This is a genomic window from Rheinheimera hassiensis (assembly GCF_022436675.1).
Taxonomy (GTDB): Bacteria; Pseudomonadota; Gammaproteobacteria; order Enterobacterales; family Alteromonadaceae; genus Alishewanella; species Alishewanella hassiensis.
The window spans coordinates 151895-171292 of record NZ_JAKUJZ010000009.1 but is presented as its reverse complement, the minus strand read 5'-3'; the positions used below and the strand labels follow the sequence as shown (position 1 = coordinate 171292).

General features: G+C 48.1%; 19 protein-coding genes. 12 read left to right on the top strand and 7 right to left on the bottom strand.

Going from position 1 to position 19398, the window contains the following annotated elements:
- Window positions 1-61: 61 nt before the first annotated feature.
- The 3 genes from pdhR to ampD form a co-directional block, all read right to left on the bottom strand.
- Window positions 62-820 (bottom strand): pyruvate dehydrogenase complex transcriptional repressor PdhR, encoded by a 759-nt coding sequence (gene pdhR, locus MJX74_RS18805; RefSeq protein ID WP_240224544.1) that lies wholly within the window; start codon window positions 818-820, stop codon window positions 62-64.
- A 447-nt stretch (window positions 821-1267) separates the two neighbouring features.
- Window positions 1268-2125 (bottom strand): regulatory signaling modulator protein AmpE, encoded by an 858-nt coding sequence (gene ampE, locus MJX74_RS18800; protein ID WP_240224543.1) that lies wholly within the window; start codon window positions 2123-2125, stop codon window positions 1268-1270.
- Window positions 2122-2691, bottom strand: coding sequence for a 1,6-anhydro-N-acetylmuramyl-L-alanine amidase AmpD (gene ampD, locus MJX74_RS18795; RefSeq protein WP_240224542.1), 570 nt, complete (start codon window positions 2689-2691; stop codon window positions 2122-2124). The genes ampE and ampD overlap by 4 nt, the downstream gene beginning before the upstream one ends.
- Window positions 2692-2759: 68 nt before the next feature.
- On the opposite strand from ampD, the gene MJX74_RS18790 reads away from it, so the two are divergent.
- From MJX74_RS18790 to yacG, 11 genes are all read left to right on the top strand, one after another.
- Complete coding sequence (locus MJX74_RS18790; RefSeq protein ID WP_240224541.1) at window positions 2760-3293, top strand: retropepsin-like aspartic protease family protein; 534 nt, start codon at window positions 2760-2762, stop codon at window positions 3291-3293.
- Between the two features lie 36 nt (window positions 3294-3329).
- Window positions 3330-4214: a carboxylating nicotinate-nucleotide diphosphorylase gene (nadC, locus tag MJX74_RS18785; RefSeq protein WP_420851425.1), complete on the top strand. Its 885-nt coding sequence runs from the start codon at window positions 3330-3332 to the stop codon at window positions 4212-4214.
- A gap of 104 nt (window positions 4215-4318) precedes the next feature.
- Window positions 4319-4978 carry a DUF1294 domain-containing protein gene (locus MJX74_RS18780; RefSeq protein WP_240224539.1) on the top strand — a complete coding sequence of 220 codons (660 nt, stop codon included), beginning with the start codon at window positions 4319-4321 and terminating at the stop codon, window positions 4976-4978.
- Between the two features lie 495 nt (window positions 4979-5473).
- Entirely contained in the window at window positions 5474-5839 is a 366-nt protein-coding gene (locus MJX74_RS21815; protein ID WP_275692854.1) for a prepilin-type N-terminal cleavage/methylation domain-containing protein, read from the top strand.
- Window positions 5840-5919: 80 nt separating this feature from the next.
- On the top strand, window positions 5920-7347 hold the full coding sequence (locus MJX74_RS18770; protein WP_240224538.1) for a sulfatase-like hydrolase/transferase: 1428 nt from the start codon (window positions 5920-5922) through the stop codon (window positions 7345-7347).
- A gap of 232 nt (window positions 7348-7579) precedes the next feature.
- Complete coding sequence (gene pilB / locus MJX74_RS18765; protein ID WP_240224537.1) at window positions 7580-9277, top strand: type IV-A pilus assembly ATPase PilB; 1698 nt, start codon at window positions 7580-7582, stop codon at window positions 9275-9277.
- A gap of 120 nt (window positions 9278-9397) precedes the next feature.
- Window positions 9398-10627 carry a type II secretion system F family protein gene (locus tag MJX74_RS18760; RefSeq protein WP_240224536.1) on the top strand — a complete coding sequence of 410 codons (1230 nt, stop codon included), beginning with the start codon at window positions 9398-9400 and terminating at the stop codon, window positions 10625-10627.
- Window positions 10627-11508, top strand: coding sequence for a prepilin peptidase (locus tag MJX74_RS18755; RefSeq protein WP_240224535.1), 882 nt, complete (start codon window positions 10627-10629; stop codon window positions 11506-11508). Before MJX74_RS18760 ends, MJX74_RS18755 begins: the two co-directional genes overlap by 1 nt.
- Window positions 11508-12113: a dephospho-CoA kinase gene (coaE, locus tag MJX74_RS18750; RefSeq protein WP_240224534.1), complete on the top strand. Its 606-nt coding sequence runs from the start codon at window positions 11508-11510 to the stop codon at window positions 12111-12113. The genes MJX74_RS18755 and coaE overlap by 1 nt, the downstream gene beginning before the upstream one ends.
- A 47-nt stretch (window positions 12114-12160) precedes the next feature.
- Complete coding sequence (zapD, locus tag MJX74_RS18745) at window positions 12161-12907, top strand: cell division protein ZapD (protein WP_240224533.1); 747 nt, start codon at window positions 12161-12163, stop codon at window positions 12905-12907.
- An 82-nt stretch (window positions 12908-12989) separates the two neighbouring features.
- Window positions 12990-13217 carry a DNA gyrase inhibitor YacG gene (gene yacG / locus MJX74_RS18740; protein ID WP_068233327.1) on the top strand — a complete coding sequence of 76 codons (228 nt, stop codon included), beginning with the start codon at window positions 12990-12992 and terminating at the stop codon, window positions 13215-13217.
- Between the two features lie 33 nt (window positions 13218-13250).
- On the opposite strand, the gene mutT is transcribed toward yacG, so the two are convergent.
- Window positions 13251-13667: an 8-oxo-dGTP diphosphatase MutT gene (gene mutT, locus MJX74_RS18735; RefSeq protein WP_240224532.1), complete on the bottom strand. Its 417-nt coding sequence runs from the start codon at window positions 13665-13667 to the stop codon at window positions 13251-13253.
- 74 nt (window positions 13668-13741) lie between these two features.
- Window positions 13742-16459, bottom strand: a complete 2718-nt coding sequence (gene secA / locus MJX74_RS18730) for a preprotein translocase subunit SecA (protein ID WP_240224531.1) — start codon at window positions 16457-16459, stop codon at window positions 13742-13744.
- A gap of 200 nt (window positions 16460-16659) precedes the next feature.
- Here secA and MJX74_RS18725 point away from each other — a divergent pair, with 200 nt between their 5' ends.
- Window positions 16660-17148 (top strand): DciA family protein, encoded by a 489-nt coding sequence (locus MJX74_RS18725; RefSeq protein WP_240224530.1) that lies wholly within the window; start codon window positions 16660-16662, stop codon window positions 17146-17148.
- Between the two features lie 30 nt (window positions 17149-17178).
- On the opposite strand, the gene lpxC is transcribed toward MJX74_RS18725, so the two are convergent.
- Both lpxC and ftsZ read right to left on the bottom strand, forming a co-directional pair.
- Window positions 17179-18090 carry a UDP-3-O-acyl-N-acetylglucosamine deacetylase gene (lpxC, locus tag MJX74_RS18720; protein ID WP_240224529.1) on the bottom strand — a complete coding sequence of 304 codons (912 nt, stop codon included), beginning with the start codon at window positions 18088-18090 and terminating at the stop codon, window positions 17179-17181.
- Window positions 18091-18233: 143 nt separating this feature from the next.
- Window positions 18234-19394, bottom strand: a complete 1161-nt coding sequence (gene ftsZ, locus MJX74_RS18715; protein ID WP_068233340.1) for a cell division protein FtsZ — start codon at window positions 19392-19394, stop codon at window positions 18234-18236.
- Window positions 19395-19398 lie beyond the last annotated feature (4 nt).

The window sequence follows — 19398 nt, the reverse complement described above, 5'->3', positions numbered from 1 at the left end:
GAGGTTTCCTTTGGTTATGCACGCCTGTGTTTTAAATGCACAGCTGCGTTAAAAATAATGATCAGCCTTGTTGGGTGCGCCGTAACGAACGTTCAATACGCGAGCGCTCTTTACCCACATCCAGCAAAGCTTCTTCGATAAAGGCCAGATGGCCATTACTGGCCTGGCGCGCCTTCTCTGGCTCACCATTTATGACCGCTTGCATCAGCCGTTGCCGATGCGAATTCAGCTGGCCGACTATGCCTTCCTTCTGCTGCAGGGTTTCCAGGTTAACCCGGATATTCTGCTCCACCAGTGGTGTTAAGCCGCGCACTAAATGCAGTAAAACCACATTATGTGACGCCTCTGCCACTGCTAAATAAAAACTACCTACCGCTTTGGCTTCAGCGTCCAGATCATTTAACTGCTGTGCATCACAAATAGCATCATAGTGGTGCTTAATCTGGTCAAAATCGGCCGTTGTGCCACGCAATGCGGCGTAATAAGCACATATGCCTTCCAGCGCATGGCGAAATTCCAGTAAATCAAACTGCGATTCAGGATGGCGTGCTATTAATTCAAACAGTGGATCGGTAAGGCCGGCGGTCATATTGTCGCACACATAGGTGCCACCACCCTGACGGCGGCTGAGCAGGCCTTTGGCTTCCAGTTTTTGAATGGCCTCGCGCAGTGATGGCCGCGACACGGCAAACATTTGTGCTAAATCACGCTCGGGTGGCAGCTTTTGCCCCGGTGCAAAACTGCCCTCCAGCAACATGTTTTCCAGTTGCTCGACAATGCGATCAGAGAGTTTAGCCGGTTTAATTTTAAAATCTGCCATGCCGTGCTGTGGTTTCCCGTGGGCTGCAAGCCTTTTGTAAATTGGTATTACCAATTTATTTTTAGTGCCGATAAGGTAACAGTTTCTGCTTAGCAAGTAAATAAAGCAGAGATTACCGGCAAAGGCAAAAGCAGAAAATAGTTAGAGTAATCACTCAGTGTGAAGTGGCTAATAAAGCTGCTGGAAAAATTGGTCTGACCAGGCGAGATATAGTTATAATTTTAACGCAGGCTCCGACGAGAACTTCCGCTATGCTCGCCACAACGGGCTTTCGGCAGTCCTGCCTTCAAGCTGGCGGATCGGCTGCGCCGACGCAATGTGTTCCTGACAAATTGCTCATCCGCCTTCGCCATGCGAAATAGTTTTGTGGCTGCGCTATCGGAGTTATCGTCTACTTGCTATTAGCCCCCTCTTTGGCAAAGAGGGGGCTCAGGGGGAGATTCGGAGTTACCCTAACCAACCGGTTAAGGTTAAAACAGCGGTCAAGGCTAAAAAGAACAACATATTACGCTTAGCCAGCTGCACCATATAGCTGGTGTCGTCCAGCGTATTAATGCTTTCAGCCGGCAATGGCTCTGCGGCTGTAGCAACATCTACTACTACCTGCTCATTGCTGGCGGTAAAATCAAGAAAGTATCCCAGCAACGCGGTAGACGCGCGGGAGAAATGCCCCACCAGCGCAAACCCCAAACCAAATAACCGTGCCGGAAACCAGTTAGCCCAGTGCGCCACATAATGTACCGCTTTGTTGTCGTTGCCTAAGCAGGCTGCGTAATTGGCAGCATCTTCTTCTGCTACAGCTTCTTGTAAATGCCGCACCAAGGCATAAGTAATTACGCCAAAAGCACCCAACAGTAAAAACCAGAACACCACAGCGGCATAGTAGCGAAAATTCAGCCAGATCAGTAACTGGCCATAACTGCTTTGCTCACGCGTACTACCCATATCAGTGCGTATTTGCTGCATGGTAATAAAGGCAGCTTCTTCGTCGCCTCTGTCCATCGCATTTAAATACTGCTTATACAGCTGGCGGTAATGCCAGCAGCCAATAGCCACCAGCAATAACAAGGTGTTAACCACTAAGCTCAGTAAATGGCTGTCTACCAAACACAGCACCAGCATTACCAGCGCGCCGGGCAGTGCCAGCCATAAATATTGCCCCAGGCTATGCGCAGATAACTTGCTTAACGCCGACCCGGCGGTAAAGCGCACATAAGCACGGCAATAGCCGCTGGCTTGCCATTTATTGCTGCGCACAGCGAGGCGCTCAATAATTAATGCCAGCAACATACTGATTAACGTCATACAAAAAACTCCTTGATCGCACTTTTTATATCATTGCGGTAGCGCATCCAGTCAAAAGCGATGCCGGGATCGGTTTTACGCCCCGGCGCAATATCACAATGGCCAACAATACGGTCTGGCGTAATAGCCGGATGTTGCTGCATTAAAAAATATGTCAGCGTAATAAGGCTCTGATATTGCTGCTCAGTATAAGGCAAATTGTCTGTGCCTTCTAATTCAATACCAATGGAAAAATCGTTACAACGTTCGCGGCCATCAAACTGGCTTACGCCGGCATGCCAGGCGCGCTGGCTAAAAGGTACGTAGTTAAAAATGCGGCCATCGCGCCAGATCACGCAGTGTGCCGACACTTTAAGCCCCTGCAAACCGGCAAAGCTGCTGTGTGCGCTGCAGTCTAAGTTACCCATAAACAAAGCGTCTACATAGCTTTGCTCGGGTGCGGCAGCAAACTGCCCGGCCGGCAGGCTGATATTATGAATAACCAGTAAACTGATGCTTTCAGCATCCGGGCGCGCATCACAATGCGGGCTTGGGCGGGTTAACATGGCTGGCGGTTTAGCGCTCATCAGAAGTTTTGCCTTTGCAGGTCTGTGCCAGTAAGCTATGGGCCTATTGTCAATGCTGGAGCCTTTTAATGCAAGCGCCTGAGCCCACGAACAAATATGGTAAGACCTTTGCTATTATCGCCTGGCTTATTTTAATGGCGCTGCTGTTTGTATTTTTTCAGGACACCATCAGCAAGCAGCTTAACCCCAACCAACAGTTAAGCAGTGTGCAGGGCAGCGCCGGTGAAGTACGCACCGTGCTTATCCGTAATAAAAGCGGCCACTACGTTGGCACGGCTCTGGTTAATAACAGCCCGGTCGACTTTATGCTGGACACTGGCGCTACCACTGTTGCTATTGCAGCCAGCGCGGCAGAAAAACTCGGTATGCCATTTGGCGCAGCTATACAGGTAAACACCGCCAATGGCTTAACCACGGCTTATCGCAGCCGCATTGACCAACTACAACTGGGCGACATAGTGCTGACCAATATTCCCGCCAGCATTGTGCCCGGCTTAGACAGTGGCGGGGGCGGCACCGAGATATTGCTGGGCATGAGCGCGCTTAAACAGTTAGAATTCCACCAACAGGGCAACCAGCTCACCCTGATCCAGCATAACTAAAAACGAGCACTACTAACTTTTGTACACACTATGATGATGTCAACTGATATGCCAACTGATTACTCAACACTGCTGCAACAGGAGATTATCCGCTCGGTATCTAATGCTTTGGCAGAAGATTTGGGCTTTTTACCGCTTAGCGAAGGCGATATTACCGCTTCGCTGATACCGCAAAGCCAGCAGGCCAGCGCCAGCATTATTACCCGTGAAAACTGCGTAGTATGCGGCGCCGCCTTTGCTGACGAAGTGTTTCGCCAGTTAGGTAACGACGTTAAGCTGCAATGGCAGGTAACAGACGGCGATAAGGTAACAGCTAATACCACCTTGTGTACCTTAAGCGGCCCGGCGCGCATATTACTCACCGGTGAGCGTACCGCGCTTAATTTTCTGCAACTGTTAAGCGGCACCGCCACGACTACCGCACATTATGTGCAGTTTTTACACGGTAGCAATACCCGCCTGCTGGATACCCGTAAAACCCTGCCCGGCCTGCGCTTTGCCCAAAAATATGCGGTAAGCACCGGTGGCGGTAAAAACCACCGCATTGGCCTGTTCGATGCCTTTTTAATTAAAGAAAACCATATCGCCGCGGCAGGCTCTATTGCCGCAGCCGTTGCCAGCGCCCGGCAAAATTTCCCCGGTAAACCGGTAGAAGTAGAAACCGAAAACCTCGCCGAGCTGCAACAGGCGCTTAACGCCGGCGCCGATATTATTATGCTGGATAACTTCAGCACAGCCGATATTGTGCAGGCCGTTAGCATTAATAACGGCCAGGCCAAACTGGAAGTGTCGGGTAATATTACCAGCGAGCGCCTGGCAGAACTGGCCACCACCGGGGTAGATTACATCTCCAGCGGTGCATTAACCAAGCATGTGCAGGCGATAGATTTATCCATGCGGCTTAATATTAAAGCGGTTTAACATTACGCAACAACTTTAACATCAGGTTCAGTTGTTGCTGGTTAAACTTATTGCTCCTTGTTACAGTCACAGCTGTAAATCAACCCTGAGTTTAGCCAACTACCATGCAGTTAACCGGTAAAGTGGTGTTCTGGCGCGACGATAAAGGCTTTGGCTTTGTGGTATGCAACCAGACCCAGCAGAAATTGTTTTTCCATATCCGCGATCATGCCGGCACCGAAGGCCGTCCGCAAATGGGTGACACACTGCAATTTAGCGTAAAACAGGATAAACAAGGCCGTGACATTGCCGCCCCCTGGCAATTTGCTACCGCCAAAACCACCACATCAGCACCGCCACATAAAGCCACCGTGCACTCTGACAGCCTCAGCATTCAATACGCTAACCAGATAGCCCTGCTGTTTCGTATCAGTTTTCTTATAGCCGTTATTATTGCCCTGCTGTTTGGCCGCCTGCTGTATATTTTGCCGCTGCTATACCTAGAAGCCAGCTTGTTTACCTACTGGCTATACAAAACCGATAAAGAAGCCGCCATCGCCCGCCACGGCAACCGCCTGACCGAAGAAAGCCTGCAGCTATTTAGCTTAATTGGCGGCTGGCCCGGTGCTTATATTGCCCAGCAGCAACTGGCACACAAGCGCAGCAAACTGACGTTTCGGCGTGAATTTGGTTTTGTTATCGCAGGTAATACGCTGCTGCTTATCTGGTTGTTATCGCCCTGGGGCCAGCAGTTTTTAGCCCGCATGGCACTGCTTTCGGCCTGAACAATGGGCCGGGTAAGATGTAGTAAAACTGGCCTGGCTTGCCGCAAACATTTCACAACAAAGGCAGCGCTTAGGAGAACAGCTATTAATTGATGCCATATACCGCACGGTAATTGAAATATGGCTTGCTATAAAACCCTGCATAGCTGTGGCCAGCAACTTTGGCTAATAAACAGCAACCCCCTACTTTATTTCCGCCAAACTTCCCAGCCTTTATTTCCCAATAAATACACTATACTGTCGATGGTTACACAGTAAATTGCGATAAGTAAAAGCGGATTTAGCTGCGTAATCACTTTATTAGAGCTGTAAAACTAGTACTTTATTACTAATAAATATGGCGACAACCTTTATCATAAACAACTAAAATATGTTTTAATTTAATTAGTTACGCATTTAAGTTAAATTTAGTTACATTTCACTTGCGGCTCTAAATAAATTGCTCAAAATAGCATCTAGCCTTAAAGGCTAAATAAAAAATCAGGAGAAGTTACAATGAAACGTACACAACAAGGTTTTACCTTAATTGAATTAATGATCGTTGTAGCGATCATCGGTATTTTGGCTGCAGTAGCATTGCCAGCTTACCGCGACTACACACAACGCGGTGCAAACGGCGCTTGTTTGAGTGAAGCTAAAGCTTACATGAGCTCAGCCGTTGGTGATTTAGCAGATGGCCGTACTCCTAGACTTTCTTTCACAGCGTCTGCATGTGCATCGCCTGCTACGTTAGACATTACTGTTGAGCAGTATAATGATGGTGATACGATCAGCTTTACAACAAAAACACGCGGTAATGCTGATGTAAAAGAAGATGTTACTTGTAACGCAGGTAATGGCTCTTGTAAATACGCTAGTTAATTACTAGCGTACTCAATATAATTAAACACTCCGCTTAGCGGAGTGTTTTTATTTGAAAAAACTCTAACCAAGTAAAATTCATGCACAAAGAAATTAAACCTTTTTTTCTGTCGTTTCTCCTTATCGTAGTGATACCAAACATTGTCTTAGCTGGCTTTTCTGCTTGGCTAGATTTGAATCGGCCGTATATTAATTTAGATTATCTTTTTGCTACATTGCTCATTTTTACCCGACTGCGTATCGCAGGTATTATTCTTTTTGTGCTGGGTTTCGCGTTGGATTTATTAGCACTGATGGGGCAAATATTTTTGTTTATTCGGCCTGATAACCTGCTGTATTTGGCTAAGTTTTTACCCCAGGCTTCTGGTGTATATCAATTAAGCATTGTCGGCTTTGCTGTATTGCTGTTAGGTCTTATTGCACTTTTTATTGTGTTGCCACGTTATAGTAAAGCAATTCATGCACTTGTCTTGTTCAATGCAGCCTTAGTGCTTTACGCTGTAAACGTTTATGGAGAGAAAGATTCGCAGCAACGTATTTGGCGTGTACAGCATAGCCCTATCGTCGCCAGCCAGTTTTTGTTTTTGTTTGATCAGCGCAGTACTGGCTTTTTACAAAGCTTTGATAGCAGTGGCCCTGCACTTTCTGATAAAAAAGTAATTGGCGCTTCCGCAGAGTGGTTCAATGCTACCAGTGAAAATCGGCAGTTGATGTTAATAGCAAGTGAATCTTGGGGGATACCGCATAACGCTGAAATCCAACAAGCACTGCTTAAACCACTTCGCAATTTATCAGCTCAGGTGAAAAACTTTACTGAAGGGCAGTTTAATTTCAGTGGTCCTACAGTTGCGGCTGAATTAAGGGAGCTTTGCCAGCTAACACCATTTCACTATAACTTTAAAGATACACTGACAGGTTTTGAAAATTGCCTGCCCAATAAGCTAAAAGAAGCGGGTTATAAAACTCATGCAATGCATGGCGCGACTGGGGTAATGTATGACCGCATCTATTGGTATCCACGAGCTGGTTTTAGCGGTATCACTTTTTTTGAAAATCAGTCCTGGCCTAGGCGTTGCTATTCGTTCCCTGGCGCCTGTGATATTGACATGATTGACACAGCAAGCCAGGTTTTTTCAGATACAGAGCCGACATTTTTGTATTGGTTAACCTTAAATAGCCATTCTGTTTATGACACCAGAGATATTCACCTTGATCTTTTTGATTGCGCCCGTTTTGACGTTGCTCCAGAAACCCAAACCTGTCGCAACCTGAAACTGCATGCGCAATTTTTTTACAGCTTGGCTAAATCAATTGAGGGCGGAAGCTTTAAAGGTGTGGAGGTAATAATAGTTGGCGACCATGCGCCCATCATCACAAGCATTGAAGAGAAAGCTGCATATTTTGTTGATCAGCAGGTGCCTTGGGTAAAATTTAACGTTGATTATGGCAATATCAACAGAACAGCTGTAAGGAATAGCAGCACTGTTGAAAACTTATCTTCGCATTAACCTACTGGTCAGTAAATGCAGATAGAATTACCGTTGATGTTTGAGTTCCCCATAAAGCTCGGCATTTATTTTGTTGTTGAACTGACGCCTTCGACCATCCGAATGATTAATAAAAAGCGTCTGTTATTACAACTGCGCCTTAGCCGCTGTTTAACTTGAATAACCGGCATTTAGTGGCATAATCAAGCAATTCAGAAAAATCTTATTAGCAAAATCAGGATGTTTTCGCTTAATGGCCGTTACCACTACCTCAACACTTTTTAGGCGCCTGGTACAACTGGGTTTGCTAAATAGCGAACGTGCCACTAAAGCGGTTGCCGATAAAGGTGGCCAGTATAAAAACCTGCCTGAATTACTGATTAATGAAAAGCTTATTACCGCCACCGTATTAGCGCAGGCTGCCGCCAGCATTAGCCAGGCAATTAGCCTGGATTTGGAACACTATGACGCTGCCAGTATTCCCGAAGACTTACGCAACGAAAAACTGATCCGTAAAACCGATATGCTGCCACTGGGTAAACGTGGCCGTAATATTTTTTTGGCTGTGGTCGACCCTACCAATATTCAAACCATTGAAGATTTTGAATTTAACACCGGCTTAAATGCCGAGGTAGTGGTAGTTGAATACGATAAACTGCATAAGCTAATTGATAAGATATTTGATAGCAGCCTGGGCGGTGACTTTAGCGAAAGTGACTGGGATTTAGGCTCTATGGGCATCGTTGAAGCCGACGACGATGACGGCCCGGGCGCTATGCCCGATAAAGAAGACCAGCCGATAATTGCCTTTATTAATAAAATGCTGCTGGATGCCATACGTAAAGGCGCGTCCGACTTACACTTTGAGCCCTACGAAAAAATTTACCGCATTCGCTTTCGTATTGACGGCATTTTACATGAAGTTGCCAACCCACCGGTGGCACTAGCTACGCGGTTATCAGCCAGGTTAAAAGTTATGTCGCGGCTGGATATTGCTGAAAAGCGCGTACCGCAAGATGGCCGCATTAAATTAAAGTTGTCGGCAAAAAAGTCGATTGATTTTCGTGTTAGCACCCTGCCCACTTTATGGGGCGAAAAAGTGGTAATGCGTATTCTGGATTCTGACAGCGCCATGCTGGGCATAGATATACTGGGTTATGAAGAACATCAGAAAAAACTGTATTTAGAAGCCCTGGCCCAGCCCCAGGGCATGATTTTAGTAACCGGCCCAACAGGCTCTGGTAAAACGGTATCGCTGTATACCGGTTTGGCTATTTTAAATACCAGCGAAACCAATATTTCTACCGCTGAAGACCCGGTAGAAATCAACCTGCCCGGCGTGAATCAGGTACAGGTTAACCCGCGAGCCGGCTTAACCTTTGCCTCGGCGTTAAAAGCCTTTTTACGGCAAGACCCCGACGTAGTAATGGTTGGCGAGGTACGCGATTTAGAAACTGCCGAAATTGCCATTAAAGCCGCGCAAACCGGCCACCTGGTGTTATCTACCCTGCACACTAACTCGGCACCGGAAACCCTTACCCGCTTATTGAATATGGGCGTGCCGTCTTATAACGTGGCAAGCTCAGTGTCGCTCATTATTGCCCAGCGCCTGGCGCGGCGGCTGTGCAGCCACTGTAAGCAACAAGAAATACTGCCCGAGCAGGAACTGCTAAAACAAGGCTTCACACCACAGCAACTGCCCACAGTTAAAGTGTTTAAACCTGTTGGTTGCGACCATTGCACCAATGGTTACAAAGGCCGGGTAGGTATTTATGAAGTCATGCCGGTGAGCGGCAAAATGGCCGATATTATTATGCAGGGCGGTAACTCGCTGGATATTGCCACCCAGGCCCAGTTAGAAGGGGTAAATAACCTGCGCCAGTCTGGCCTTATTAAAGCAGCAGCCGGTTTAACCAGCCTGGCCGAAATAAACCGCGTGACAAAAGGCTGACGCTGGCGCGAAGTGGTTAATGCTTAGTGTTTAGTTGTGAGTGTTTAGTTGTGAGTAGTAAGTGATAAGTGGTAGCAGATTTTGACTTTTGGCGCTAAGGCGCTGCAACAGGAAACCAACATGGCTCAGGCACAACAATTTAAAATAAAAGAGCTGGAAGCATTTACCTATAAAGGCGTTAACCGGCGCGGTAAAAAAGTTGACGGTGAAATAAAAGGCACCAGCATTGCCGAAGTAAAAGCACTGCTGCGCCAACAGGGTATTACCCCGTCAGGCGTAAAGAAAAAGCCTAAATCATTATTTGGCGGTGAGCGCAAAATTTCTGCTTTGGATATAGCTATTTTTACCCGGCAAATTGCCACCATGCTGGGCGCCGGGGTACCGCTGGTGCAATCGATTGACCTAATTGCCAATGGCGCGGAAAATAAAAGCCTGCGCACGTTAATGCAAAAAATTTCGGTTAAAATTCAGGCCGGCTTGCCCTTATCAGAAACCCTGCGCGAGCACCCAAAATACTTTGATGAATTATACTGCGATTTAGTCAAATCGGGCGAAGCCTCGGGCGCGTTAGATGCCATTTTTGACCGCTTAGCCATTTATAAAGAAAAAGCCGAAGCGCTAAAATCTAAAATTAAAAAGGCGATGTTTTACCCGATAGCCGTTTTAGTGATAGCTAGCATAGTTACCTCTATTTTGCTTATTTTTGTCGTGCCGCAATTTGCCGAAATTTTTGCCGGCTTTGGCGCCGAATTACCCGCCTTTACGCAGTTTGTACTGGGTATTTCTGAGCTGATGCAGGCTTATTGGTGGGTGGTGCTTGCAGGCTTGATAGCCACTTTTTACCTGGTTAAAAAAACCTATAACAACAACCTGATATTTCGTACCTGGGCAGATGGCCGCATTATTAAACTGCCGGTAATAGGCAATATTTTAAATAAAGCCGCGGTAGCGCGTTATGCCCGTACGCTATCTACCACCTTTGCTGCCGGTGTGCCGTTAATTGAAGCGCTGGAGTCTGCTGCTGGCGCTTCCGGCAACGAGGTGTATAAAAATGCCATTTTATTTATTCGTGAAGAGGTCTCGTCTGGTAACCAGATGCATATAGCTATGAAGCAAACTAAGCAGTTCCCGGAAATGGTGATCCAAATGGTGGCCATTGGTGAAGAGTCCGGCGCGTTAGACAATATGCTGGCCAAAGTGGCTAATATTTATGAGCAGGAAGTCGACGACGCCGTAGATGGCTTAACAGCGTTACTGGAGCCCATGATAATGGCGGTACTAGGTGTGGTAATAGGCGGTCTGATTATTGCCATGTATTTACCCATTTTCCAGATGGGTAATATAATCTGATGCAGCAATTAGCAGAATTACTCAGCCTGTACCCGGCGTTATTTATTGCCGCCACGGCAATCTTAAGCCTGATTATTGGCAGCTTTTTAAACGTGGTGATTTACCGCCTGCCAAAGATGATGGAAAACGAATGGCAGCAAGAATATAAAGCCTACTTTCTCTCCGGCTCTGCTACAGCCGCAGCACCGGCTAAGTTTAATCTGGCGGTGCCGCGCTCTGCATGCCCCAGTTGCAATGCACCGGTGTTGGCGCGTGATAATATCCCCGTGCTTAGCTGGTTGCTGCTAAAAGGCAAATGCCGCAGCTGCAGCACACCAATAAGCATACGCTACCCGGTGGTAGAAGCCTTAACCGCGGTACTGTCGGCGTTAGTGGCATGGAAGCTGGGCTTTGGTTTGGCCGCAGCGGTGCTGATAGTTACCACCTGGACACTTATCGCCCTTACCTTTATTGATATAGATAAAATGCTGTTGCCTGATCAGCTAACCTTGCCATTGCTTTGGCTGGCGCTGTTATTCAGCCTTAGTAGTTCAGCCTTTGTTAATCCGGAGCAGGCTATTGTTGGCGCCGCTGCCGGTTACCTCAGTTTATGGAGCGTATATTGGCTGTTTAAATTGCTTACCGGCAAAGAGGGTATGGGTTACGGCGACTTTAAGTTGCTGGCTGTTTTTGGCGCCTTACTGGGCTGGCAACAATTACCGCTTATTATTCTGCTGTCGTCCTGTGTGGGTGCCGTAGTGGGCGTAATATTGCTAAGTGTGCAGGGTAAAAACAAAGCTACCCCGATACCCTTTGGCCCTTATATTGCCGCTGCCGGCTGGATAGCCCTGTTATGGGGCGAGCAAATAACAAATGCGTATTTACGCTATTTAGGCCTGTAATGTCAGCTGTTGTTGTTGGCCTTACCGGTGGCATTGGTTGTGGTAAAAGCACGGTGACAGAGCTGTTTGCCAGCCATGGCGTGCAATATGTAGACGCCGACATTGTGGCGCGCGAAGTCGTGCTGCCCGGTACTCCGTGCCTGGCAGCGATAAGCGCGCATTTTGGTGCCGATATTTTGCAAAGCCATGGCGAGCTTAACCGCGCCAGTTTACGCCAGCGTGTATTTAGTAACAGTGCAGACAAACTCTGGTTAGAGCAACTGTTACACCCGGCGATACGGCAGGAATTATTAACGCAACTGGCCACGCTGACATCGCCTTATGCGTTATTAGTGGCGCCTTTGCTTTTAGAGAATAAACTTAACCAGTATGTGCAGCGCGTACTGGTGATAGATTTACCCGAAAGCCTGCAGCTACAACGTGCCATGGCGCGTGACAACGCCAACGAGCAGCAGATAAAAGCCATTATGGCGGCGCAAATTTCGCGGCCAGAGCGGCTAAAACTGGCTGATGATATTATTAAAAACGACAGCAGTATTGCTGATTTAGCTCCCCGCGTCGCCGCCTTGCATCAACAGTATCTGCAACTGGCCGCCGCACAGTAAACGGGGCCTTCAGTCTGCTGTCACAACAGGTGTGATACAGCAAACTCATGACAGAACTTATCTACGAACATCCGCTTAATGAGAAACTGCGCACTTATCTGCGTCTGGAATATTTACTGGCACAGCTGCACAGCCTCAATGATCTGGATTCTGAGTGGCAGCAACAGGCATTCTTTAATGCGCTGTTTGATCTGGTAGAAGTGCTGGACCGCAACGATATTCGCCCTGATTTAATCAAAGACTGCGAGCGCTGTGAAAGCGCACTGGTGGCTTGGGCTAATCACCCTTCGGTATCTGGCGACAAGCTAAAACCGGTACTGCAGAAGGCGGTACGCTTACAAAGCGAGCTGCTGCGCAGCGGCAAGTTTGTCGGTAACTTAAAAGAAGATAAGTTTCTGGCACCACTACGCCAGCGTTTTTCTATTCCCGGTGGCACCTGCTATTTTGATGTACCCCAATTGCACTACTGGTTTAACTTACCACTGGAACAACGCCAGCAAATGGCCGCCGGCTGGTGCCATGAATTTGGCCTGCTGTTAGAGGCAATAAGCTTTGTGTTAGGTTTTAGCCGGGAAAAAGGCCAGTTTACTGCTGTCGTTGCCGATAACGGTTTTTATCAAAGCAACACCGATCAGCACGAGTTGCTGCGTATCCGCTACCCGATAGACGCCGGGGTTTACCCTACGGTGAGTGGCAACAAGTACCGTTATGCTATCCGCTTTATGCAGCTATGTGACGAAGCCGGGCGCAGCAACAGCGACCAAAGCATCAGCTTCGAGCTGGCTTGCTGTTAACAGCAGCATCTTTGCTGTAAGTTGCCGTGCCGTGACAGCCTGAAAATGCTAACATTGGCGCAAATTAAGCCGGAGCTAACGCATGAATGTAAAATGCCCAACCTGTGATAAAGATGTAGTCTGGTCGGCTGCTTCACCGTTTCGCCCTTTTTGTTCTGAGCGCTGTAAATTAATTGATTTAGGCGACTGGGCAGCAGAAAACCACCGCATACCCGACAAAGCGCCGATAGACGCTGCACTGTCAGAAGAATACTTAGCTGAACTAGAGCAAGAGTTTATTGCCCAGGATAATGAGTTTTTCAAGCATTAAGCAGCTAGCCAACAGCCTGGCGTTGCGGCAGTACTACTCTGTCGCAAATAACTGCTGAATACGCGCAACTATAGGCTGGTTAGCATCCGGAAATGGAATTTCTGTGAGCTCTGCCACTGTCGCCCAGCGCAGTGGCTGGCCTTCACGGCCGTGCGGTTCGCCACTAAATTCGGTTACCAGCCAGATATCCAGCAGCACGGTTTTTTCCGGATAAGCGTATTCTAACTGCATTAATGGGCTGCTTTGGGTAACAGTTATTGCCACCTCTTCCTGCAGCTCACGGTTAAGCGCCTGCGGCACTGTTTCGCCCGTCTCTACCTTACCGCCTGGGAACTCCCATTTACCGCCCTGATGCTGTTTGCTGCTGCGCAGCGCCAGTAAAATTTGTTGCTGGCGTACTATTACGCCAACCGCCACATGCACGACTTTATTTTGCACTGTTGTTTGCATTATTACCTACCTGCCTGACACCAAAACAAAAGAGTCAGCCTAAGCTGACTCTGTATTGATACTGTTTGTAACAGTTAAACCAGTTTACCGTGACACTGCTTGTACTTTTTACCTGAGCCGCACGGGCACGGGTCGTTACGGCCTACTTTGTCCTGCTCACGAAATACCGGGCTGCGTGGGGCATCCTCTGGGATCTCGCCACCAACATGCTCTGCTTCTGCGTGCTGGTAATCGTGCGGTACCGCATCGGCTTTACGGCGTTGGTCTTCTACGGCTTCTACGTCTTCTGCTGCACGCACCTGCACGCGGCTTAATACGCCGACAACGTCAACTTTCAGGTTTTCCAGCATGGTAGAAAACAGTTCAAAGGCCTCGCGCTTGTATTCCTGTTTTGGGTTTTTCTGCGCGTAACCACGCAGGTTAATGCCCTGACGCAGGTGATCCATCGCTGCCAGATGCTCTTTCCAATGCGTGTCCAGGCTTTGCAGCATAATGGCTTTTTCAAACTGACGCAGTACCTGCGGGCCAACCATCTGTTCTTTATGGCTGTAAGCCTGTTCAACTTCCTGCTGAATACGCTCGCGCAGTTTTTCCTCGAACAGTTTTTTGTCGTCAGCCAGCCATTGCGTAATAGGCAGCTCAAGGTTGAAATCGGCTTTTAAACGTTGCTCTAAACCCGGTATATCCCACATTTCGTCAAGCGACTGTGGCGGAATATACTGGCTGATCACGCCGTCGATCACATCTGTGCGGATAGCGCTAATGGTTTCGCTGATATCGGTAGCGTCCAGTAGTTCATTACGTTGTTCGTACACGACTTTACGCTGATCGTTGGCAACATCGTCAAATTCAAGCAGCTGCTTACGAATATCAAAGTTGCGCGCTTCTACTTTACGCTGTGCGTTTTCAATGGCGCGGCTAACCCACGGATGTTCAATAGCTTCGCCTTTTTCCATACCCAGGCGGCGCATCATGCCTGCCATACGGTCTGAGGCGAAAATACGCATTAAGGCATCATCCAGCGACAGATAAAAACGGCTGGAACCCGGATCGCCCTGGCGGCCTGAGCGGCCACGCAACTGGTTGTCGATACGGCGCGATTCGTGCCGCTCAGTACCTATAATATGTAAACCACCGGCACTGATCACGGCATCGTGCTGCACTTGCCAGTCGGCTTTTACTTTGGCAACTTGCTCGGCGCCAGCGTCTTCACCCAGTGCGGCCAGTTCAGCTTGCAAACTGCCACCCAGCACAATATCAGTACCACGGCCGGCCATATTGGTAGCGATAGTCACCGTACCTGGCTGACCTGCCTGAGCAATAATCTGGGCTTCATTGGCGTGGAATTTAGCGTTTAATACCTGGTGCTTAATTTTGGCTTTGTTAAGCAGGCCGGACAAATACTCTGAGCTTTCAATTGAGGCCGTACCTACCAGTACCGGGCGACCGGCATCACGGGTTTGCACGATATCTTCAATAATGGCCTGGTATTTATCTTCGGCATTTAAATACACTAAATCGGCCATGTCTTTACGAACCATAGGCCGGTTGGTTGGCAGCACTATAGTTTCCAGGCCATAAATTTGCTGGAATTCAAACGCTTCGGTATCTGCAGTACCTGTCATGCCTGACAGTTTGTCGTACAGACGGAAATAATTCTGGAAGGTAATAGAGGCCAGCGTTTGGTTTTCGTTCTGAATTTTCACCCCTTCTTTGGCTTCTACTGCCTGGTGTAAACCTTCAGACCAGCGGCGGCCTTCCATGGTTCGGCCGGTATGCTCATCAACAATAACGATGTCGCCGTCTTTTACTACGTAATCAACATCGCGTTTAAACAGTTGGTGTGCACGTAAGGCCGCATACACATGGTGCAACAAGGTAATATTGGCAGCAGAAAACAGGGTGTCGTGTTCGCCTATCATGCCTTGCTCGCGCAGCATGTCTTCTACTTTAATCTGGCCTTGTTCAGTTAAATATACCTGACGGGCTTTTTCATCTACGGTGAAGTGGCCATCGCCATGCGCGCCCTCTTCATCTTCTTTTTCCTGCTTAACTAATTGCGGTACCAGCAGGTTAATTTGTTTGTACAGCTCTGAGCTGTCTTCGGCCGGGCCGGAGATAATCAGTGGGGTACGCGCTTCATCAATTAAGATTGAATCCACTTCATCGATAATGGCAAACGCCTGATCGCGCTGCACGCGGTCCTGCGGTGAAAACGCCATATTGTCGCGCAGGTAATCAAAGCCAAACTCGTTGTTAGTACCGTAGGTAATATCAGCAGCGTAAGCTTTATGCTTTTCAGGGTGCGCCATGCCAGGTACGTTAACGCCAACGCTTAAACCAAGGAAAGAAAATAACGGGGCGTTAGTTTGGGCGTCGCGCCGGGCCAGATAGTCGTTTACGGTAATAACATGTACGCCTTTACCGCTTAACGCATTCAGATAAGCCGGCAAGGTTGCCGTTAAGGTTTTACCTTCACCGGTACGCATTTCAGCGATTTTGCCCTGATGCAGCACAATACCGCCCAGCAATTGCACATCAAAGTGGCGCATGCCAAATACACGTTTACTGGCTTCACGCACAGTGGCAAAGGCTTGCGGCAAAATGCTTTCAAGCGTGCTGCCATTGGCCAGTTGCTGTTTAAATTCTGCGGTTTTTTGTTTCAGCTGGTCGTCGGATAAGGCTTCAAGTTCTGCCTCTAACGCATTGATCTGCTGTACTTGTTTTTCTAGTTTTTTTAAGAAGCGGTCGTTGCGGCTACCAAATAATTTGGTAAAAAGTTTTCCAAACATTATCCAAATACCATGTTAAGTTAAAACTGCAGTGCAGCCCCGGCGGCGCTATGCCCGGCCAGTAAAAAGTGTGAAAGCTTCAGCATCTTACGCCAGATATGGTGCCCCATGCCAACGCTTTCAAGGTGCAACATTCTCTGCATCTGAAGAAGCTGTTACACTGCACAGATGTTTTTACTTGTTGCAGGTGCTTAAAGGCAATGGCCCGCTATACACAAAAGCCTCTGGATATCAGCAAAGTGCTGGCCCACAGTACTCTGGCATCAAAGCAACAACAGGTAAGCCTGGTGCAACAGCTGAACCGGGTATTAGCCGAGGTATTACAACTGGAGCAACTTAGTTTCTGTCAGGTCAGCTGTATTCGTGACGGCCGGGCGGTGATCTTGTGTGCCTCAGCGCCCTGGCTGACCAGTTTAAAAATGCAGCGCGACGCCATTCTAGACAATTTTCGCCGAAAAATCTTGCCTGATTTAGCTGGAATTGAGATAGAAGCCTCACCTAACGGCCAGATCAACAAACTGCAACTGCCGGTAGCGCAGAAAAACAGCCATCAGCTGTCTGACAATGCCGCTTCAGCGCTGCGCTCGGTAGCGCAAAACAGTGAAGGGGCGTTAAAACAAGCATTGTTAAAACTGGCGCAGAACGCTGATATACAACAGCCAAATAGCGGAAAAACAAAACCCGGTTAAACCGGGTTTGTTTGTAACTTAACTGCTAACTCAGGCCAACTGAGGTGCCAGGTAAGATATTGGCATTTGGGCTTTGTCTTCAAAGGTAACAAATTCCCAGTTTTCCTGCTTCGCCAGCACAGCGCATAACAGCTGATTATTAAGCGCATGCCCGGTTTTGAAGGCTTTAAACTCGCCCAGAATACTGTAACCTGCCATATATAAATCGCCGATAGCGTCGAGGATTTTATGTTTAATAAATTCGTCTTCGTAGCGCAGGCCATCCTGGTTTAATACCCGGTATTCGTCCAGTACTACGGCGTTGTCAAAACTGCCGCCCAATGCCAGATTATTTGCACGCAGGTACTCTACTTCATGCAAAAAGCCAAAGGTGCGGGCACGGCTGATATCTTTAATAAAACCAGCGGCGGAAAAATCCATCTGCATGTGCTGCGTGGTTTCTGCAATCACCGGATGGTTAAATTCAATGGCAAAATCAATTTTAAAGCCATGATGCGGTTTAAATTCAGCCCATTTATCGCCGTCTTCTACCCGTACAGACTTTTTAATGCGGATAAATTTTTTCGCCTGGCGCTGCTCTGCCACACCGGCTTCAAGCAGCAAATAAACGAACGGGTTGGCACTGCCATCCATAATAGGAATTTCAGCTGAGTCAACTTCAACCATCAGGTTGTCGATCCCCAGCCCGGCAATGGCCGCCATCAGGTGTTCAGTGGTAGATAAACGCACGCCATTTTCATTGATTAAACAGGTACACATCACCGTATCACCCACTAACTCAGGTGTTACTTTGAAATCGACCACAGGATCGAGATCAACACGACGGAACACGATACCCGTGTTGTCCGGCGCAGGTCGGAGAGTAAGCGTAACCTTTTCGCCTTTGTGCAATCCCACTCCAATGGAGCTGACTGTTTTGTCGATGGTACGTTGTTTAATCATAATTTCTTCCTGCTCAAATAATAAGCAATCACAAAATGGTGGCGAAGGATAGCATAATGTGGCAATTATGCCAAATTCCACTGAACAGCAGCTTAACCCTGCTGTCGGCCCTGCCTGCAACTAAAACTATACTGAGTATAGACTTAGTCGGCTTGTTTGCGTAAAAACGCCGGAATATCAAAAATATCGATATTCGCTTTGCTTTCTGGCTGTGCTTTCACGGCAGCGGTTGGCTGCTCTTCACGCATGGCCTGCGGTGCAGGTTTTTGCATGGTGTTACCGTGTTGTACGTAAACAGGCATTGGCTCAGCACGGTGATTTTGCACCAGGCTGATGTCCGGCCGGCGGTCTGCACCAATACCGGTGGCAACTACCGTTACGCGCAGTTCGTCATGCATGTTAGGGTCAATTACCGCACCTACTACGACAGTGGCATTTTCAGACGCAAAAGCTTTTACTGCGTTACCAACAATTTCAAACTCTTCAATGCTGATATCCAGACCGGCAGTGATGTTAACCAGAATACCCTTGGCACCTGATAAATCAATATCTTCCAGCAATGGGCTGGAAATAGCCTGCTCGGCGGCTTCTTCTGCCCGATCCGGACCAGAAGCACGACCACTGCCCATCATGGCGGTGCCCATTTCTGACATCACGGTACGTACGTCGGCAAAGTCGACGTTGATCAAACCCGGACGGGTAATTAATTCAGCGATACCCTGCACAGCGCCCAGCAACACGTTGTTGGCTGCTTTAAACGCATCCAGCAAACTGGTGCCTTTACCCAGCACTTTTAACAACTTGTCGTTTGGAATGGTGATCAAGGAATCAACATGCTTGCTCAGTTCCAGAATACCCTCGTCAGCATAAGCGGTACGCTTTTTACCTTCGAACGGGAATGGCTTGGTTACCACTGCTACCGTTAAGATACCCAGTTCACGCGCCACTTCGGCCACGATTGGCGCTGCACCGGTACCTGTTCCACCGCCCATACCGGCGGCGATAAAAATCATATCAGCGCCCTGCAGGGTTTTCTTGATGGTTTCGCGATCTTCTTCGGCTGAACGGCGGCCGATTTCCGGGTTGGCACCAGCACCTAAACCTTTAGTAACATTAGCGCCTAACTGCAGCGTAATGTTGGCTGATGAATTACGCAGAGCCTGGGCGTCGGTATTGGCCGCAACAAACTCTACACCTTCGATATTGCTGGCAACCATATACTCAACAGCGTTACCGCCGCCGCCACCAACACCTATTACTTTAATAACAGCTTCTTCGCTGTGGTTTTCCATTAATTCAAACATAGCT

What these genes read in the sequence shown, in the direction of transcription:
- mutT (WP_240224532.1), bottom strand. Translation starts at nt 13,667, where the DNA reads ATGCAAACAACAGTGCAAAATAAAGTCGTGCATGTGGCGGTTGGCGTA.
- MJX74_RS18780 (WP_240224539.1), top strand. Translation starts at nt 4,319, where the DNA reads ATGCAGTTAACCGGTAAAGTGGTGTTCTGGCGCGACGATAAAGGCTTT.
- MJX74_RS18725 (WP_240224530.1), top strand. Translation starts at nt 16,660, where the DNA reads ATGGCCCGCTATACACAAAAGCCTCTGGATATCAGCAAAGTGCTGGCC.
- MJX74_RS18760 (WP_240224536.1), top strand. Translation starts at nt 9,398, where the DNA reads ATGGCTCAGGCACAACAATTTAAAATAAAAGAGCTGGAAGCATTTACC.
- zapD (WP_240224533.1), top strand. Translation starts at nt 12,161, where the DNA reads ATGACAGAACTTATCTACGAACATCCGCTTAATGAGAAACTGCGCACT.
- ampE (WP_240224543.1), bottom strand. Translation starts at nt 2,125, where the DNA reads ATGACGTTAATCAGTATGTTGCTGGCATTAATTATTGAGCGCCTCGCT.
- yacG (WP_068233327.1), top strand. Translation starts at nt 12,990, where the DNA reads ATGAATGTAAAATGCCCAACCTGTGATAAAGATGTAGTCTGGTCGGCT.
- MJX74_RS18755 (WP_240224535.1), top strand. Translation starts at nt 10,627, where the DNA reads ATGCAGCAATTAGCAGAATTACTCAGCCTGTACCCGGCGTTATTTATT.
- pdhR (WP_240224544.1), bottom strand. Translation starts at nt 820, where the DNA reads ATGGCAGATTTTAAAATTAAACCGGCTAAACTCTCTGATCGCATTGTC.
- ftsZ (WP_068233340.1), bottom strand. Translation starts at nt 19,394, where the DNA reads ATGTTTGAATTAATGGAAAACCACAGCGAAGAAGCTGTTATTAAAGTA.
- MJX74_RS18770 (WP_240224538.1), top strand. Translation starts at nt 5,920, where the DNA reads ATGCACAAAGAAATTAAACCTTTTTTTCTGTCGTTTCTCCTTATCGTA.
- MJX74_RS18790 (WP_240224541.1), top strand. Translation starts at nt 2,760, where the DNA reads ATGCAAGCGCCTGAGCCCACGAACAAATATGGTAAGACCTTTGCTATT.
- lpxC (WP_240224529.1), bottom strand. Translation starts at nt 18,090, where the DNA reads ATGATTAAACAACGTACCATCGACAAAACAGTCAGCTCCATTGGAGTG.
- pilB (WP_240224537.1), top strand. Translation starts at nt 7,580, where the DNA reads ATGGCCGTTACCACTACCTCAACACTTTTTAGGCGCCTGGTACAACTG.
- secA (WP_240224531.1), bottom strand. Translation starts at nt 16,459, where the DNA reads ATGTTTGGAAAACTTTTTACCAAATTATTTGGTAGCCGCAACGACCGC.
- coaE (WP_240224534.1), top strand. Translation starts at nt 11,508, where the DNA reads ATGTCAGCTGTTGTTGTTGGCCTTACCGGTGGCATTGGTTGTGGTAAA.
- MJX74_RS21815 (WP_275692854.1), top strand. Translation starts at nt 5,474, where the DNA reads ATGAAACGTACACAACAAGGTTTTACCTTAATTGAATTAATGATCGTT.
- ampD (WP_240224542.1), bottom strand. Translation starts at nt 2,691, where the DNA reads ATGAGCGCTAAACCGCCAGCCATGTTAACCCGCCCAAGCCCGCATTGT.
- nadC (WP_420851425.1), top strand. Translation starts at nt 3,330, where the DNA reads ATGTCAACTGATATGCCAACTGATTACTCAACACTGCTGCAACAGGAG.